At 60.7% G+C, this 16,466-nt stretch carries 12 protein-coding genes and 2 pseudogenes; 2 read left to right on the forward strand and 12 right to left on the reverse strand.

Annotated elements, in window-relative coordinates:
• Positions 1 to 176: 176 nt before the first annotated feature.
• Positions 177 to 1,988, forward strand: coding sequence for an ABC transporter ATP-binding protein (locus ACYZT2_RS12030; RefSeq protein WP_461972338.1), 1,812 nt, complete (start codon positions 177 to 179; stop codon positions 1,986 to 1,988).
• A 398-nt stretch (positions 1,989 to 2,386) separates the two neighbouring features.
• Positions 2,387 to 3,000, forward strand: a pseudogene (locus ACYZT2_RS12035) (class I SAM-dependent methyltransferase).
• Between the two features lie 205 nt (positions 3,001 to 3,205).
• Here ACYZT2_RS12035 and ACYZT2_RS12040 read toward each other — a convergent pair.
• The 12 genes and pseudogenes from ACYZT2_RS12040 to ACYZT2_RS12095 all read right to left on the reverse strand — a co-directional run bounded on the left by ACYZT2_RS12040 (position 3,206) and on the right by ACYZT2_RS12095 (position 16,456).
• A complete protein-coding gene (locus ACYZT2_RS12040) occupies positions 3,206 to 3,895 on the reverse strand; it encodes an N-acetyltransferase (protein WP_461972340.1) in 690 nt (229 codons plus the stop codon).
• A gap of 60 nt (positions 3,896 to 3,955) precedes the next feature.
• A complete protein-coding gene (locus tag ACYZT2_RS12045) occupies positions 3,956 to 4,768 on the reverse strand; it encodes a ChbG/HpnK family deacetylase (protein ID WP_461972342.1) in 813 nt (270 codons plus the stop codon).
• Positions 4,740 to 5,939, reverse strand: coding sequence for a GNAT family N-acetyltransferase (locus tag ACYZT2_RS12050; protein ID WP_461972344.1), 1,200 nt, complete (start codon positions 5,937 to 5,939; stop codon positions 4,740 to 4,742). Before ACYZT2_RS12050 ends, ACYZT2_RS12045 begins: the two co-directional genes overlap by 29 nt.
• Positions 5,940 to 5,943: 4 nt before the next feature.
• Positions 5,944 to 6,069, reverse strand: a pseudogene (locus ACYZT2_RS12055) (N-acetyltransferase); the annotation flags it as partial.
• A 14-nt stretch (positions 6,070 to 6,083) separates the two neighbouring features.
• Positions 6,084 to 8,003, reverse strand: a complete 1,920-nt coding sequence (locus ACYZT2_RS12060) for a hypothetical protein (RefSeq protein WP_461972346.1) — start codon at positions 8,001 to 8,003, stop codon at positions 6,084 to 6,086.
• Positions 8,000 to 9,304, reverse strand: coding sequence for a lipopolysaccharide biosynthesis protein (locus ACYZT2_RS12065; protein ID WP_461972348.1), 1,305 nt, complete (start codon positions 9,302 to 9,304; stop codon positions 8,000 to 8,002). The genes ACYZT2_RS12060 and ACYZT2_RS12065 overlap by 4 nt, the downstream gene beginning before the upstream one ends.
• Entirely contained in the window at positions 9,301 to 10,302 is a 1,002-nt protein-coding gene (locus ACYZT2_RS12070) for a polysaccharide deacetylase family protein (protein ID WP_461972350.1), read from the reverse strand. The genes ACYZT2_RS12065 and ACYZT2_RS12070 overlap by 4 nt, the downstream gene beginning before the upstream one ends.
• A 12-nt stretch (positions 10,303 to 10,314) precedes the next feature.
• Entirely contained in the window at positions 10,315 to 11,451 is a 1,137-nt protein-coding gene (locus ACYZT2_RS12075) for a glycosyltransferase family 2 protein (protein ID WP_461972352.1), read from the reverse strand.
• Complete coding sequence (locus ACYZT2_RS12080; protein ID WP_461972354.1) at positions 11,444 to 12,412, reverse strand: glycosyltransferase; 969 nt, start codon at positions 12,410 to 12,412, stop codon at positions 11,444 to 11,446. Before ACYZT2_RS12080 ends, ACYZT2_RS12075 begins: the two co-directional genes overlap by 8 nt.
• Positions 12,409 to 13,776, reverse strand: coding sequence for an O-antigen ligase family protein (locus tag ACYZT2_RS12085; RefSeq protein ID WP_461972356.1), 1,368 nt, complete (start codon positions 13,774 to 13,776; stop codon positions 12,409 to 12,411). The genes ACYZT2_RS12080 and ACYZT2_RS12085 overlap by 4 nt, the downstream gene beginning before the upstream one ends.
• On the reverse strand, positions 13,773 to 14,828 hold the full coding sequence (locus ACYZT2_RS12090; RefSeq protein ID WP_461973080.1) for a glycosyltransferase family 4 protein: 1,056 nt from the start codon (positions 14,826 to 14,828) through the stop codon (positions 13,773 to 13,775). The genes ACYZT2_RS12085 and ACYZT2_RS12090 overlap by 4 nt, the downstream gene beginning before the upstream one ends.
• Before the next feature lie 32 nt (positions 14,829 to 14,860).
• Positions 14,861 to 16,456, reverse strand: a complete 1,596-nt coding sequence (locus ACYZT2_RS12095; protein ID WP_461972358.1) for a GumC family protein — start codon at positions 16,454 to 16,456, stop codon at positions 14,861 to 14,863.
• Positions 16,457 to 16,466 lie beyond the last annotated feature (10 nt).

Consider the following 16,466-nt stretch of genomic DNA (forward strand, 5'->3'; position numbering starts at 1 on the left):
GGGCACCGACCTCCCATAGCAAAGCGCTAAAACGGGGCAAATGGTGGTGTTTTTTTAGATGTTTTTCCTATAGTCGACCCGAGGTTTATCGCCTCTATCCAAGTAGAGTACACCGCTCCACGTACCATATAACCTGCCGCGCTCCTTTGACATCCGCCACCTGAGTCCATCCCCCTATGCTCGTCCTGACCCGTTTCGCCTCTTTGCTCGACCAGGCGAGACGTGCCTTGTTGCTGGTCTGGGGAACGTCCCGTGGGCTGTTTCTGGGGTTAGTGCTGGCGACGCTGATTGCCGGTGTGCTGCCGGCGCTGGCGGCCTGGTTGGGGCAGCGCATTGTCGACGCCGTTGTTACCGCCATGCAGTTGCACGCCCACCAAGGCAGTGCGCCGTTATGGCCGGTTGTGCGGTATGTGCTGTTTGAGGCAGGCGTGCTTGCGTTGCTATCCGGGACACAGCGTGCATTGTCGGTTCAGCAATCGCTGTTGCGGGTGCAGTTGGGGCAGAAGGTCAACACGATGATTCTGGAGAAAGCCCAGACGTTATCGTTGGTGCAGTTCGAGAATTCCGAGTTCTACGACAAGCTGGTACGGGTGCGGCGCGAGGCATCGACCCGGCCGCTGGCACTGGTAATGAAGTCGCTGGGGCTGATCCAGAACCTGATCGTGTTGATCAGCTTCGGTGTGTTGCTGGTGCATTTTTCGCCGTGGGCGCTGGTGCTGCTGGTGGTTGGGGCGTTACCGGTATTCTTTGCCGAAGCGCATTTTTCCGGGGATGCCTTTCGCCTGTTCACGCGCCGGGCGCCGGAGAGTCGGCAGCAGAATTACATCGAGACGCTGCTTTCCCATGAGGGCTACATCAAAGAGGTGAAGCTGTTCGGCTTCGCGCCGCTGCTGTTGCAGCGTTATCGGGACACGTTTACGCGTCTCTACGCCGAAGACCGGCGTCTGACATTGCGTCGCGATGGCTGGGGTTTTGTACTGGGGCTGCTAGGCACCGCTGCGTTTTATCTGGCTTATGCCTGGGTCGTGGTCGATACCGTTCACGGCACTATCACCCTCGGGCAAATGACCATGTACCTGGTGCTGTTCAAGCAGGGGCAGGCGGCCGTGAGCAGCAGTTTGAGCGCGATCAGTGGTCTCTACGAGGATGGTCTTTACCTGTCGAGCCTCTACGAGTACTTGGCCGAACCGGTTATTGCCGATAGCGCAAGCCTTACCGCGGGCGCGGTGCCCGGCGATGGTTTGCGTTTCGAGAGCGTTGGTTTCCGTTATCCGGGGGCGAGTCGCGACGCTTTGCAGGGCATCGATCTGCACCTGCGGCCCGGGCACAGCGTTGCGCTGGTGGGGGAAAACGGTTCGGGCAAAACTACGCTGATCAAGTTGCTGACTCGGCTGTATCGCCCCGATCAGGGCCGTATTTTGCTGGATGGCAGCGATTTGCAGTCCTGGGATGAAGAGGCGCTTAGGCGGCGCATCGGCGTGATTTTTCAGGACTACATTCGCTACCAATTCTCGGTGGGCGAGAACATCGGCGTGGGCGATACCCTTGCGTTCAACGATGAAGCGCGTTGGCAACAAGCGGCCGCCGAGGGCATGGCCGCGCCCTTTATCGAGCGTCTGGATCGCGGTTACGCCACGCAATTGGGACGGTGGTTTGCCGGTGGGCAGGAGCTGTCCGGTGGGCAATGGCAAAAGATTGCCTTGTCTCGCGCCTACATGCGCCGCGACGCCGATATTTTGATTCTGGATGAGCCCACCTCGGCCCTGGACCCGGCGGCGGAAGCGGCGGTGTTCGAGCATTTCAGTCAACACACCGAAGGCCGCATGACGTTGCTGATTTCTCACCGGTTCTCAAGCGTGCGCAATGCCGACCACATCATCGTGCTCGACCAGGGTTCGATCCTTGAGCGAGGCGATCACGACAGCCTGGTCGCGGCGGGCGGGCGTTATGCACAGTTGTTCAGCGTGCAGGCTCGTGGTTATCGGTAGCCGTCGAAAATCAAAAGATCGCAGCCTTCGGCAGCTCAGGGGGATTGAATACATCGGAGCTGCCGAAGGCTGCGATCCCTTGATCTTCATGGGCAACTCAGCGGAATCATCCGATCTGTGGGAGCGAGCTTGCTCGCGATGGCGTCTGGTCAAGCAACATCAATGTTGAATATCAAACCGCAATCGCGAGCAGGCTCGCTTCCACAAGGATTTTCGGGAATCAGTCCCGTACGTTCTCACGGACTTATCCATCTAACTGCTTGATGGTGTCGTCCGAAAGCCCCCGTCGATGAGCAAAAGGTGAAGTGCCAAGAACGCAACAACCCCTGATGTGGTTTTTCCTGACACTGAGCTAGACTCGTGCCGGTCAATCAAAGACCCGGCTTCTGGAGCGTGCAATGGATATGCCGACAAAAGAAAAAGTCATCGCCAGCAATCGCGATGCGTGGAATGATTCCGCCCGACACCACAAGGACACCCCGGAGTGGCGGGCCCGTCTGAGTGCCGTGTGCCATGGCAATTTTTCCTGCCTGGATGACACCCTCACCGGGTTGCTCCAACCGATGTGGCACTGATCACCATCGGCGTATTGAACTGGATGCCGGACATCGCCGAATTCTTGCGCCATGCCGCGCAAACCCTCAAGCCCGGCGGTGCGCTTGTGGTGTACGAAACCCACCCGTTCCTGGAAATGTTCGACCCCGATTCAGCCGATCCCTATCGCCCGGACGACTCGTATTTTCGCAGCGAACCTTTCGTCCAGAGCCAGCCGATCGTCTACGAAGGCAAAGTCGAACAGCAGGCCTCAGCGTCCTACTGGTTCGTCCACACCCTGGGCGCCATCTTCACCGGTGCCGTCGAGGCGGGGTTGCAGATCAGCCACTTCAGGGAGTACCCGCATTCCAATCGCGAAGAACTCTACGATCGGTATCAGCAGCAAAAGGCGCAGTTGCCGTTGTGTTACACGTTGGTGGCGGTGAAGGCGAACAACGTAGTGCCGAGAATTGTGTAACCAACATCACGCCTTCTCGAGCAATCCGTTTCAGCCGCGACGCACTTTTGTAGCAGCTGGCGAAGCCTGCGTTCGGCTGCGAAGCAGTCGTGAACCCGGCTGATGCGGTCTGCCTGATGCACTGCGATCTCTGATTTTACGACTGCTTCGCAGCCGAACGCAGGCTTCGCCAGCTGCTACAGATTGCATTACGGCTTAACTGACATCACGCCTGCGCCGCAGTCGCCGTCGGTTGCGCTGGTTTGCGCAGCTCAGTCAGTCGCGAGCCGCTGTAGTGGGTTTCGCGGAAGAAGCGCCAGCGGCCGAACAGGTCGTAGACGTGGGTGATACGCCCCTGTTCCTGATAGTCCATGCGCAGGTGCATTTTCATGGCCTGGATGTTGCGGGCATCGCAGACGTCCATGACCTTGTCGCAACCTTGGGCCCGCATCGCCCCCCAGATATTGTACTGGGCGTCCACCGACAGGCTGGAGCCGAAGTAGAGAGGGATCATTTCGCCGCCGAACTGGAAAAACTCACCGGGTTTGACCCTGAACCAGCAACCGTAATAGTGCTGGTCAAAGTAGTCACTGAGGCTGCCCCAGATGAATCCGACGGCATCTCCTTCCTCGTCCAGATACATGTGCCCGGTGTGACCTTCGGACGCGATTTGGGCCATGGCCTTGACGCGGTTACCGTAATACCTGGTGAAAGCCGTGGCGTTCTCCTGGGTAATCGTCACCAGGCGCAAGCCCGTGTAGGGCCGTAGTTTGTGCGGCGCTATTGGGGTGACCAGATCGCGTCCCAACCACAGCAGCTCTCGGTGCAAGTACACATAGCGGTTCCAGAGCATCTGGAGCGTGTGAAGCAGGCCTTTTTGTTTGATTCGTTCGCGAAGCTTGGCGATGGCGCTCATGAAGTCCTCCGTGGCTGAAGCCAGGGTTGGGTGGGGAACGTTTTTTTCAATGGCGATAAATCAAGGTTGCAACGTTTGTAGCTCAGCCGAGTACTGCGGTTCCTCTTTGAACGCCCTTGGCACGACGGCATAGGACACTCTCGGAATGCCCGGAAGACGCAGCTCCAGCATGTGAGCCAGAGACTCTCCGGGGTTTAAATAGATGTCGCCAAAATCGGTGCCGATATGGGTCGGGTGGACGACGATTTCCAGCAGGCCATCGACCGGCATCGCCACGTTGCGTAGGTCCACCGGGGTGCATACGTACTCGGCGGTCGCTCCGGCCAGGCGGTTCAATCGATGATTGAACAATGTCTTGAACACCCGCTTGGGCACACTCAGGTTATTTCCCAAATGGCGTGCCAGTCGCACGGGCACCCCTCGGCAGGCGGCGAAACGCGCGACGATTTCGCCAATGGGCCAGATGTTGTGCACGTGCTGATGGGAATCGATGTGGCTGGGGCGCAGGCCGTTGTCCAGGCAGCGTTGCCATTGGGCTTCGAGTTCCTCCAGTACGGCGTCGCGATCCTGGCGGTTTAGCCAGAGACTGTGGCGGGGCAGGCTGAGGTCGAACAGGCCTTCGCTGTTACAGAATGTCGAACGCGAAAGAATCGACGGGCTCAACGGCCGGCCGTAGGTGAGGTTGAAATGCAAGCCGATTCGCCCTTTGAGCAACGGCTGCTGGGCCAGCACGCAAGCTTCCTCGAAGGCCGGCATGTTGGCCATGGCGGTGGCGGAGCTGATGACCCCGGCCTGGAAGGCGCCCAGGATCACCGCGTTCTCGCTCAGGCTGAGGCCGAAATCGTCAGCGTTGACTATGACTTGGCGGGGCATGTTTTCCCTCCATGTTTTTTTCAGTAGACGCGGGTGTGGGAGTGGAAGCAGGAACAACCAGTGCGGCTGCACGCCAGGCCCGCCACTTTTTCAACCAGGGTTTTAGCCAGTGCCAGAGTCGCATGGCCAGCCCCAGAGCAAGACCGCTGGGGCGCCAGGAGTAGAAACTCCAGCGCCAGTGCTCCAGTTGCCCGGTCATGCGCTCCTGGAGTTGATGGCTGGAGTTCTTCAGGCTGACCCGCGAAGCGTCGATCCAGTGCCAGTTGTCGTCCAGCCCCCAGAGAATCCACTCTTCGAGCAGCACACGACCGCTGCCCAGATCGGCGTATTTCGGCAGGAACGCCAGGTTGTAGTCGAACAGCCGGCCCTGTTCCAGCAAGCCGAGCCGGTAGCTGATGCAGCGCCCGTCGAGTTCCAGCAGCACCACCCGCAGCAGTCCCTGTTCGGCGAGGGCGGTGAAGGCCAGGTCGATCCATTGTCGGCTACGGTTGCTGGTGAAAATCCCCACGCCTTCGACGCCTTTCCAGCTCTGCGCTTCGACTTCGCTGAGGGCCTGCAATAAAGGCCCGATGGTGGCCGCGTCAGGGGCTATGCGTCGGACCTGGGCGCCATAGGCCAAGATGCGTTTACGCGCTCGGCGCAGTTTATAGCGCGGGTCGCCGGACACTTCCTGGCGGTCGGTCTCGTTGATCAAATGCACCGGCACCCGGCAGCTGAGGCGGCGCTCGCCGGTCGAGCTGTGGGCCATCCATGCGGTCAGCGCGCTTTCTTCGCCAATGGGTTCGGACAATTCATTGAGTTGCAGCATCGCATGGGGCAAGCGACGGCGGATGATTACCAGCGCCTTGCGCATGCTGTCGGCATCGAGGCAGGTGAGCAGGGCCAGGCGATCGGTGAGGGGATAACCGAGGTGACGCAGGACCCGAAATGGCAGCTTTCCAAAGCGCTCCACGGACGCCACCAGCGGCAGGCACAAGGCCAATTCATCACCTTGCCAGCCCAGCAGAACGTGCAAGCGTTCCCCGGCGGTCAGTGCCTGTTCCGACGCGTACAGCCAGGCCAGGGTGTTGAACGGCGTGTGATCGGTCACACGCAGTCGCAACCCCTCATAGGCCGCTGCCGGAAAGTCCGGGGCGCACAACGACGTGCGCCATTCGAATCGCGCCACCATAAGTTCAGACCACCGCCTCAGGAACAGGTGAACGGGACGGTTTGCGTAGAGCAGCCAGGCGTGAGTCGCTGTAACGGGTCTCACGAAAGAAGCGCCAGCGACCGAATAATTGGTAGGCGTGCAGAATGCGCAAATTGACGGCGTTCATGAGGCGCTCCAGCTCAAGGCAAACAGGGTTTCGCCCGGCAGGTCGAAGCTGACGCGACCGTCGTGACAATTGAACTGAGCGCTACGACTGCGGTTGTCGGCCCCGAAGTACACCAGCGCTCCCTTGGCCAGCGGACAAGTCGCTCCGCCCAGATCGACACGCTGCAAGCGCACCCCCTTGTTGACTCCCAGCAAACTTCGCTGGCGGTCGGTGGCCATGGCCAGCACATCGACTTCGAAAGCGTCGTTGTCCAGGCGCATCACGTTTTTCAGCCAGTGCTGCTGGATGAATTGCTGGGCCAGGCCCACCGGTTTGAGTTCGAAACGATCGCCGCCCAGCACCCGCACCATGCCTTTGGGGTAAGTCGGTTCGTCGGCAGCCTGGAACCAGTTGAGCATGTCCAGCAACCCGTCCTGCGCCGAGTTGATGACCACCGAGGTCCACCACAGCGAAGCGAAATGGGTTTCCTGATCGTAAGGACTCAGGCTTGAGCCGCTGGACAGGTTGGTCTGATCCAGCAACAGGGCTTTGCGTGGCCGGCCCTTGGCATCGAGGCCCACCAGTTCGGCGGCGCGGCGCACGCTGTCGCGATAAATTCGGGTCGCCAGCAAGTCACGAATCATCCATTCGTGCCAGGCTAGGGCATCAATCTGCTCGCCGGATTCGGCCAGCAGGCGCCGCGCCCAGTCGATACCGCGCTTGTCGGCGGCGTTGTCGGCGAACGGGCCGTTGACGAAGCGCGACGTGGCGGGCATGGCGATACGCACACCGGCCTTGGCGTTGGCCGGATCGCTGCGCACTTGCCGGGCCATGCTGTTGAAGATCGCCTGGTAGTCGGCGTAGCTCGGGTAGTTGAGGTTCGGCTCGTCGGCGAACGCGATGTAATGAGTACCTGTGCCGCCGAGGGCGCGAGTGGCGGCGAGCCAGGCATCGAGGCCGGCGTTGCTTTGAGTGTCGGCGCGCAAATCCGCCTGACGCTTGCTGCCGGCCAACAGCGTGAGGTCCTGGGTGATGCCGAAGCGGTTCTGATAGAGCTGGCGGAACGCATCTTCGTGGTGCGGATTTTGCGCAGTGACGTCGACGAAACTGTAATAGGTGCCCGCCTGGGGCTTGAGGGCATCGAGCACTGCGAAGCTGGATTGAGGGGGCAGCACGTAGGGCAAATAAATGCCCAGGTTCGGGGTGGGGCCGAGCATCTCTTTGTGCAGGGTCAAGCGGGTCTGGCCATCGTCCTCGCGCAACGGTTTGAGCTGCTGCGGTTTCTGGGCAAACAGATTCGCCGTGCCATCCAGCCAGAACGCGACCTTGCCGCTGCCTTGCAGGCGCAGGCGCCAGACCTGTTCGTCCTGAGTGACGGGCAATGCCACCTGATCGAACTGCCAATAGGCGCGATGGGGTTTCAGCGCCAGCGATAGCTGTTTGTTGTCGCTCACGCGCTGGGCTTGCAGGGTGTTGATCCCACCGTGGAACTTGCCAGCCAGTACGGCGTGTTCCCCCGGCGCGACCTTGAAGTACAGCTCATCGCCGCCGCGGGTTTCGGCACTGAAATGCACCTTGGCCGGGGCGAACAACGCCACGGTATGCTCGTCGTGTTCGATCGTGTAGCGGCGGAAGCTGTAGCCCGGAATTTCCAGTCGATAACTGGCGGCACTCGGCGCCAGTGGCCAGCTCTGCTTGCCTCGGGTTTCACTGGCGGCGATCAGGCGTTCGCCCTTCAGGTTGCCGTTGCCGTCGAGCAGGTACAGGCGTTCTTCGTTGGCATCGGCCTGCCACGCCGGAACCCAGCGAATAGTCAGCGTGTCGGGGCGATCCGTTTGCAGGTACAGGCTGCCGTCGCGAATATCAGCCCAGCGCATGGGCGCCGCCTGGGCGCTCAAACCGAGGCCCAGGCTCAACAGCAGCATCAGGCGTTTCATGCCGATTTCCGTTGCAGCATCTGAAGCATCGGGGCCACATCGCTGGGCAGGATGATCAGGGTTTGCCAGACCGGTACGCCGCTCAACCGGCAATACATCACCAGCAGCGCGACGGTTACCGCCAGGTAGGCGATGGACGATGCCGTCGCGGCGCCGACGATGCCGTAAACCGGGATCAGTAACAGGTTCAGGCCCAGGTTCAGCAACGCGCCGAGGCCCATCAATAGTGAAATCGTGCCGGGGCGATTTTTGCCCAGCAAGTCCAGGCGCAGGATGCTCGCATAGCAAAGACCGAGCAGCCCCGGCAGCAGCGCCAGCAACGCCGGGTAGGCCGGTTGATAGGCGATGCCGAACAGCGTGATGATCAGCCATTCACCGATCACCGCCATGGTCAGGCAGGCACCGAGCATCACCGTGGCGGTCAGGCGCAGCGCCAACGGCGTCAGGCGATCCATGCCTTCGTCCTGTTGCAGCAGGCGTTTCATCAGCGGCGTGGTCACCGCTTCCGGGACAATCAGCAGCAGCTCCGCGGCGGCGCTGGCCATGGCGTAATGACCCAATGCGGTGCTGCCGAGCAGGGCGCCGATGAACAGGAAATCGGAGCGCAGAATCACTTGCTGGAACAGCAGGTCCGGATGGCTGCGAGCACTGTAGCGCCACAGTTCATTCTGGCCGGCGCGGTCCCATTGCAACTTCAAGGGCTGAGCGCGCCTGAGCCAGAACCAACCGGCCAGCACCACCAGGCTGATGCCAGCCAGCCAACTGATCAGCGCCGCTTCCAGCGCCGCGTCTTTCCACATCCAGAACAAGGCCAGAAACAGCAGCAGGGGCGCCAGTGATTCCACCAGTCGCAAGGCATTGAACGCCACCACTGCGCCCGATGCATTGTGCAAGGTCAGCAGGCCGCTTTTGAGCACGGTCAGCGGTACCGCCAACAGCAACAGCCAAGCGAGCAATCCCAGTTGCGTGGTGATGTCGAGTTCGCCCCCGAACTCTCGCACCAGCGCCACCACCAGCAGCGTCAGCAAACCGGCCAGCAGGCAACCGAACACCAGCACCTGGCTCAGCAGCAAACCCATGGGCCGTTGCTTGGCCGCCTGATACCCCACCGCCGAATTCAGCCCGCCGCTGGTGGCGGCGCTGATCAAATCGGGCAGGGTACTGAGCAAGGCAAACAGACCGCGCTCGCTAGGCCCCAGAATCCGCGCCAGCAGTACGTTGCGCAGCAGCCGCAGGGCGATCATCGCCAGTTTGGTGCCCATGCTCAGGGCCAAGTGTTTGAGGTAGTGATTGCGACTCATGGTCGGGCTCCGCGGTAGATGCGCCAGGACAGCAACTCCGGATTGCGCGCCGTACGCTGGCTGATGCCGATCCGCGGCAAGGCTAATGGATCGTTGATACCACGATAAATGCCGGGGACGGTGCTCAGGGCAAACGGAAAGTCGTGGTCCGCCACGTGTTCGCGCACCCGCGCATCATGGTCGCCATTGGGGTAGCAGTAGACCGGCAGCGGCCGGTTGCAACCGTTCAGCAGGGCATTGCGGCTGCGGTTCAGTTCCTCATCCAGGCATTGATCGTCAAGGCCGGTGAGGATCGCGTGGCTGGCGCCATGGGGACCGAAGCGGATCAACCCGCTGGCTTCCAGTGCGCGTACTTGATGCCAGTCCAGAGCTTGGGGCAACGACTCCTCCGGGCATTGATCGGTGAGCTGGTTCAGTTCACCCGGGGCCAGGGATTTCAGGCTTTGCAGAAAATGCAAAAGCGCCAGGCTGCGGCGCTGGACATCCAGATCATCGAGCAGCACCGGTAGCGGTCGCCCAAGCTGTTGCAGGCATTCAATCAAATGCGTCCGGGCTTTTTCACCGTGGCTGTGCCACAGGGTTTCTCCCAGGCTTTCCCACCAGAAGCGTTGCCGGCTGCCAATGAAATCGGTAGAGAGGAAAATGCTTGCCGGCACCTGATGCTTCTTTAGCAACGGGAAGGCATTCAGCCCGTTGTCGCGCCAGCCGTCGTCGAAGGTCAGCGCGACTTTTGGCCGTTCGGATCTGACGGAGCCGGGTTGCAAAATCTCCATCAGTGGCACGCAGTCGAAGTTCTTTTTCAACCAAGTGAGCAGATGTTCGAATGCCTTCGGTCCGACGCACAGTTCATTGCGATGGGGCAGGTCGGCGGCGCGGTCATTGGCCAGCACCCGATGCAGCATCAGGATTAAGCCGGCACCGTGCAGTTGGTGACGGCCTACCGGCGAGTTGAGATAAAGCCAGCCACTGGTGCGTTTTAATAATTGTTTGATCGCCATGGCGCGGTCCTTTCAACGATTTTGCTCGGGGTTCCATTGCGCGTACCGCTGGCCGCGCAGGAACTGCCACAGACCGATACTCATCCCGGCAAGGGTCACCAGAACAAACGCGGCGAGGCGAAAAGGTTTGGGCAAACGGTGTTGCACATCCAGCAGGCCGACGATGGCCACCGCGTAACCGAGCAATTGCGCGATCAGGCTCAGGCGATAGAAGCCATGTACATTCCACAGCCAGAAATTGCTCAGCAGCAACGGCAGCAACAGGATCGGTGCCAGGCGTCGAATCAGCTTGTGGCTGATCAGTGCAATCGCATACAAGCCGTGGCGCCAAGGGTTCAGCAGCTCCCGGCGCTGAGCCAGGCTTTGCAGGCCGCCAACGGTGACGCGCTGGCGACGACGCCATTGCTTGTCGATTTCGTCGACGCCCTGGTCGATCACTTGTGCTTGGGGCACATAGACGATGCGTTTGAATGCCACCGGTGCGCAGGTGCTGATAAAGAAGTCATCGTTGACCTCCGCCGGCACGTGCTGGAACAACTCGCGGCGCAGGGCGAGCAAGGCGCCGTCGGCGGAGACCATGCAGCCGGTGCGATTTTCCACCTTGCGCAACCAGCCTTCGTAATGCCGATAAAGGCTGTCGCCCAGGCTCAGGCCTTTGCCTGGCACGGGAATCAGCATATGCCCGGCGCAAGCCCCGACCTCTGGATCGGCCAGGGGCGCGAGCAACTGGCCAAGGGTGTTGGTCGACCATTGGTTGTCGGCATCGGTGAACACCAGAATCTCGCCCGTGCTCAGGGCGACACCGGCATTCAAGGTGGCTGCCTTGCCCTGACGGGGCAGGTCGAGCACGCTGATGCGCGGGTCGATGACCTTGTGGGCGCAGGCCACGGTGTCGTCCGTGGAGCCGTCGCTGGCCAGAATGATGTGTAGCGAATGCGCCTGGTAATCCTGGGCGAGCAGGGTGCGCAATTTCTCTTCGATATGCCGGGCCTCGTTGTGCGCGGCAATGATGATGCTCACGTTCATCGGTGGCGCTGGCGCATGACGCCGCGCGGGGAACAATGGCGCGATCAGTGTCAGCAGCAGCGGATAGCCGAGCCAGGCATATACCGGCAATAGCAGGCACATCCAGAAAATGAATTCAGCCACGGGCCGGCCTCCTGGCATTCCAATGACACAGGCTCAAAATGAGCGCGGCACCGGTCAGGTGCAGGCGCACCCAGTGCAGACCCCACAATTGCAGCATCAGGCGAAGGTCACGGTGTTTCAGGCTTTGGCGCAGGCTTTGGGCGAGCGCTGGCAGGCTGGTAATGAACACGATGAATAACGCCGCTTTGGGAAAACCATTGAGCAGGGCGGACAGCGCGATGAAACCCAGCCCCCAGATGCCCATCGAAAAGGCCGGGAACCGCAGCAAGCGCAGGCTCATCCCCTGGGTGCGCAGCAGTTGCAGATGACTGCCCTGGCGCCACAACTCCTTGCCCATCCATTCGCGCCAACTGCCTTCGTAACCCCAATGCAAGGCAACGCTTTGGTTGACCGCGAGCAATCGCGCGCCGGCTTCGCTCAGGCGCAAGGTGAACGCCTTGTCTTCGCCGGTGCGCAGGGTTTCGTCGAAGCCGCCGACCTTGTCGAACCAGTTGCGACGCATCAATAGATTGGCGCTGGGCAGCCACTGCACAGGGTGCAAGGCATGAGTGGTCGGGCGGGTCATGCGACGTTGCCAGGCCGTGGCAAACCACGGCGCTTCGACGGGGGTGTGCAAGTCCAGGGCGAGGACATCGGCCTGACCGCCGGACGCCAGTTCGAGCAGCCGTGTCAGCCAATCCTCGGGCACCTCGATATCGGCATCGATGAAACCCAACCATTCGCCCGTCGCCATCGCCGCCCCGCGATTGCGCAGGGCGCCGATCAGCAGGCCGGGCAGCACCAGCACCTGCGCACCGAACTGGCGAGCGATGTGCGGGCCCTGATCGTGGGAGCCGTTATCGACCACGATCAGCTCGCACTCCAGCCCGGCAGCCTCGGCGGCTTTTTTCGCGGCGAGCAAGGTACGGCCGATGTGTCGGGCTTCGTTGTACATCGGGATGACGAGGCTGATGCGGTTCATGCGCTAGCCTCCGTCGGCGGACGTTCTTCAGCCTTGAGGCGCAACACAAAAGTCAGCGCGAGCATGATCCACAGGTATTTGTGATTCGGTGCGCTGAGGAACATCAAAAACAGCAACAGCGACAGATAGCTCATGCCCAGGTGCGTGATCATGTCGGCCTGTTCCCAGTTGCGTCGCAGCAACCAGGCGTGACGGGCGCGGATCAGGTTGTACATCCCAAGGCCCAGCATGCCGACGAACAACAACCCGGCGGGAATCCCCACTTCGCTGAAGATTTCCAGGTAGGTGTTGTGAGCGCGGCGATACAGGTCGCCGGGCTTGCGGTTGGCGGAAAATATTTTGGCGTAACCGGAGGTGGCGTAGTGCAACGGGAAGGTGCCGGGGCCGGAACCGAGTAATGGGTGCTCTTGGATGATCTGGCTGCCGACCACAATGTATGACGCCCGGCGGCCGAGGGATTCGTCTTGGCTCTTGGCACCGGCCTTCAAGATACTCAAAGACTGAATGCGCGCGACGTAACCGGCCGGCATCGAGTAAATGGCCAGCGGAATCACGATCGCAAGTCCGAGCATGGCAAAGCCCAGATGACGCGGGCGGATGCGCGGCAGCTGCGCGCGGTAGTGCCAGGCGCCGATCATCAAGCTGAGGAACAGCACCACCAGCCCGGAGCGGGAATCGGTTTTGGTCATGCCACCCAGCAGCAAGATGCAGCAGGCGCTCCAGAACAACCGGTGCAACAGGTTCGGGCTGCGGATCACCAACAGCAGGCCCAATGGCACGGCGAAGGCGATCAGCAGGGCGAAGGAGTTCGGGTCTTCCAGCAACCCGGCGGCGCGACCCTGGTCCTGATACTTGGCAAAGAGCATGGCCAGCGCGCAGGTCGCGCTGACGCTGAGGGTCACCAGCCGGGCGAACAGATCGAGGTTCAATTCACGGCCGATCAGCAAGGTGATCACAAACAGAACCAGACCGACGCTCAGATCCCGCAGATGACTCTGGGACATGTCCAGGTTGTCGGTATTGATCATGCTCAACAGGTACAACACCATGAACCAGATCAGGCAGCGCCAGATGTTGCTGCGCAGGCGCTCGGACGGAATCTGGTGCAGGGCCAGTTGCAACATCAGGATCAGTGCCAGCGAAGCACCGATGAATTTGGTCCCCGACAGTGCATTGCCCTTGAAGAAACCTTCGAATGGCACCAGCGCCGCGATGCCCAACAAACCCCAGGCAGGTTTTCGGTAAAGCACCGCGATGGCCACCAGGCCCAGCACCGCGCCCGGTGCCAGATACGGATAAGGGCTGGCCAGCAAACCGAGGCAGACCAGGGCGAGCAAACTGACGATCGAGAGCGGAAAGATCACGCGCGTGCCTCCCGTGCAGTACGGATATAAAGCTGCGACCAGCGTTCGGCCAAAGCCTTCAGGTCGTAACGGTCCAATTGCGTACGTCTTGCGTTGTCGATCAGTTCACGAGCCAGTGCCGGCTCATTCAGCAGCGTATCGATCTGTCGGGCGAGGGCGGCACTGTCGGTGGGTGTCGCCAGCAGGCCGTTGTGCCGGTCCTCCAGCACATCGGGAATCCCGCCGACGCTGAACGCCACCACCGGCACTCCGGCCTGCATCGCCTCCAGTAAAATCATCGGCGTGCCCTCGGTGCGCGAGCTGATCACCAGCGCATCGAGTTGCTGCCACCACCGGTTCATGTCGGTCTGGTAACCCGGCAGGGTGATGCGTTTGTGCAAGCCGGCGGCGGCAATCCGCGTCAGCAGGGTTTGCTGTTCCGGGCCGTCGCCGAGCATTACGGCATCCAGTTGCGGGTGTTGCTGACAGAGCGGAATCAGGGCATCGAGAAACAAGTCCGGGCCTTTTTCATTGCTCAGCCGCCCGACGTAGCCCGCCAGCCAGCGCGAGTGCGGGGCATTGAGGGGCAGCAGGCCGCTGGCCTTCGGCAGACCATTGGGGATCACTTGCAGTTTCTCCGTCCGGACACTGGCCTGGCGGTGCAGCACGGCGATGCTTTCGGCCACGCAAACCACGCGATGCACCGACGCCGTACGGCACAATTGCAAACTCACCCAGCCGTAAAGGCGTTGCTTGTGACTGCGCGGGGTGAAACCGTGTTGGGTTATCACCAACGGCAAGTCCAGCAACGTGGCGCTCACCCAGCCAAACAACAAACCCCTGAAATTGTGCGTGTTGATCAGCGGTTGTTCAGCCCGCCGCTGACGTAAATGACGCAGCAGTTCCCTCAAACCCGTGAAGCTGCGGCAGTCGACCCCAGCCTCGCGAAATCGCGCGATCAGCACTGGCGGCGCATCGAGAAACAGCACTTGGTGCTGCCCCGGCGTCGCCAGGCAATGGTCCAGCAGCATCCGCTCAGCCCCATAGAAGCCGCCGCTGCTGATCAAATGCATGATCGGCAGAGCGCTGGCGCTGAGCGGCCCGTTCAATGGCGCACCCAATGCACGAAGCTAGGCACGGTCCAGTTTTTGTGCGGGTTGTTCGGCAGGACGTCTTGCTCGTTGATCACCAACAACACCGGCAAGCCCAGTTCATGGGTGATTTGCGCTGGGTGTTTGAAGCGGTGATCGAAGAACTCACGCACGTAGACGAAGGCAATCGCCAGCAGCAGACCGGTCAGCATCCCGAATGGAATGATCAGGATCGGTTTGGGAAACGCCGCATCGGTCGGTTCGTACGGCGGGCTGAGTACCCGGGCGTTGGACATATCGTTGTCCAGCAAACCGGCGGTACTGCTTTCGGCAAAGCGTTGGGCGTAGGTGGAGAACGCCGCGTGCAAGGCATTGATCTCGGTGTCCATCTGTGCAAGTTTGCTTTGAGCCACTTGCAACTGATGGATGCGGTCCTTGAAGTCGGCGATGCGCGCGGTTTTCTGCTTGATCACCGAGGTGACAATCGCCAGGTCGTTGGTCCGCTCCTGAATCCGGTTGCTGACGATTTTCAGGAACTGCTGACGGGTGCGGGAAATCTGCTCGCGGGTCAACAGCATCGGTTCACTGCCCGGCTGGAAGACCGCCAGGTCGTTCATGTAGCGGCTGACCTGAGTGGTCAGTTGCTCACCGAGCTGTCTGATCTCGCGGTCTTCGAACGCAATGTTGTCCACCGTGGTGGTGAAGGTGAAGGGGAAGGTGTAATCGCTGAGCCGGGACGTATTGGTGGCTGACGTCAGGGCGGTTTTCAGGTAGTCGAGCCAGCGCTGGCTTTGCAGCAGGCGATCCTGATACAGGCTCAGGGCCTGTTCCTCGGTGTTGATGGCGTTGAGGCGGAAGGTGATTTCTTCCTTCGGATCGGACGAAGCCACTCCTTCGAGCAACGCCAGTCGTGTGCCTTCCAGGCCATCGAGACGCACCTGATATTGCTTCTTCTTGGTTTCGTAGAAGCTCTGCGGCAGGTCGATCGATTGCAGTTCCTGACGGCTGGCCAGGTAGTTTTGCAACAGCGCCGCGACAAACCGGGTGCCCTGGGCCGGATCGCCAAAGCTGTAGACAATGGAGATCACGTTGGAGCCCGGCAGGGTCTCGATTTTCAGGTTTTCGGTGGCCTGCTGGGTGAAGACATCCAGGTCGGTATCGCGCACGGGATCGGTCTCAAGCCCGAATGCATCACGCACCGGATTGATCACGTATTCACGCAAGGGGGTGGTCACAAAACGTTTGATCGGTTCGGTCACCAGTCTGCTGAAGATCCCGGGGTTGGGCGCGTACTCGCCTTTGTCCCGCAGGTCGCTGATGGTCTGACGGATCAGGGCCGGCGAACGCAGGATATTGCTCTCGGTTTCCATATCCGCCAGTGACGGCGGAATGAAAGAGGCATCACCTTGGGTCAGGGATGTGGTGGCGTCTCCCTGGGAGAGTTTTTTGGACTGCACGATCACCTGCGCGGTGATGTCGAAGCTCTGTTTGAGCATCAGCGGCAAGACCAGCGCGATCACCGCAAAGATCAGGAAGACTCGCTTCACCAACTTTTTGTTGGCGAAGAAAATCCTGAAGAACTCATGCAGGTAGTTTTCCTTTGGGTTCATGGTCGGTCAC

This window comes from Pseudomonas sp. MDT1-85, assembly GCF_054898065.1.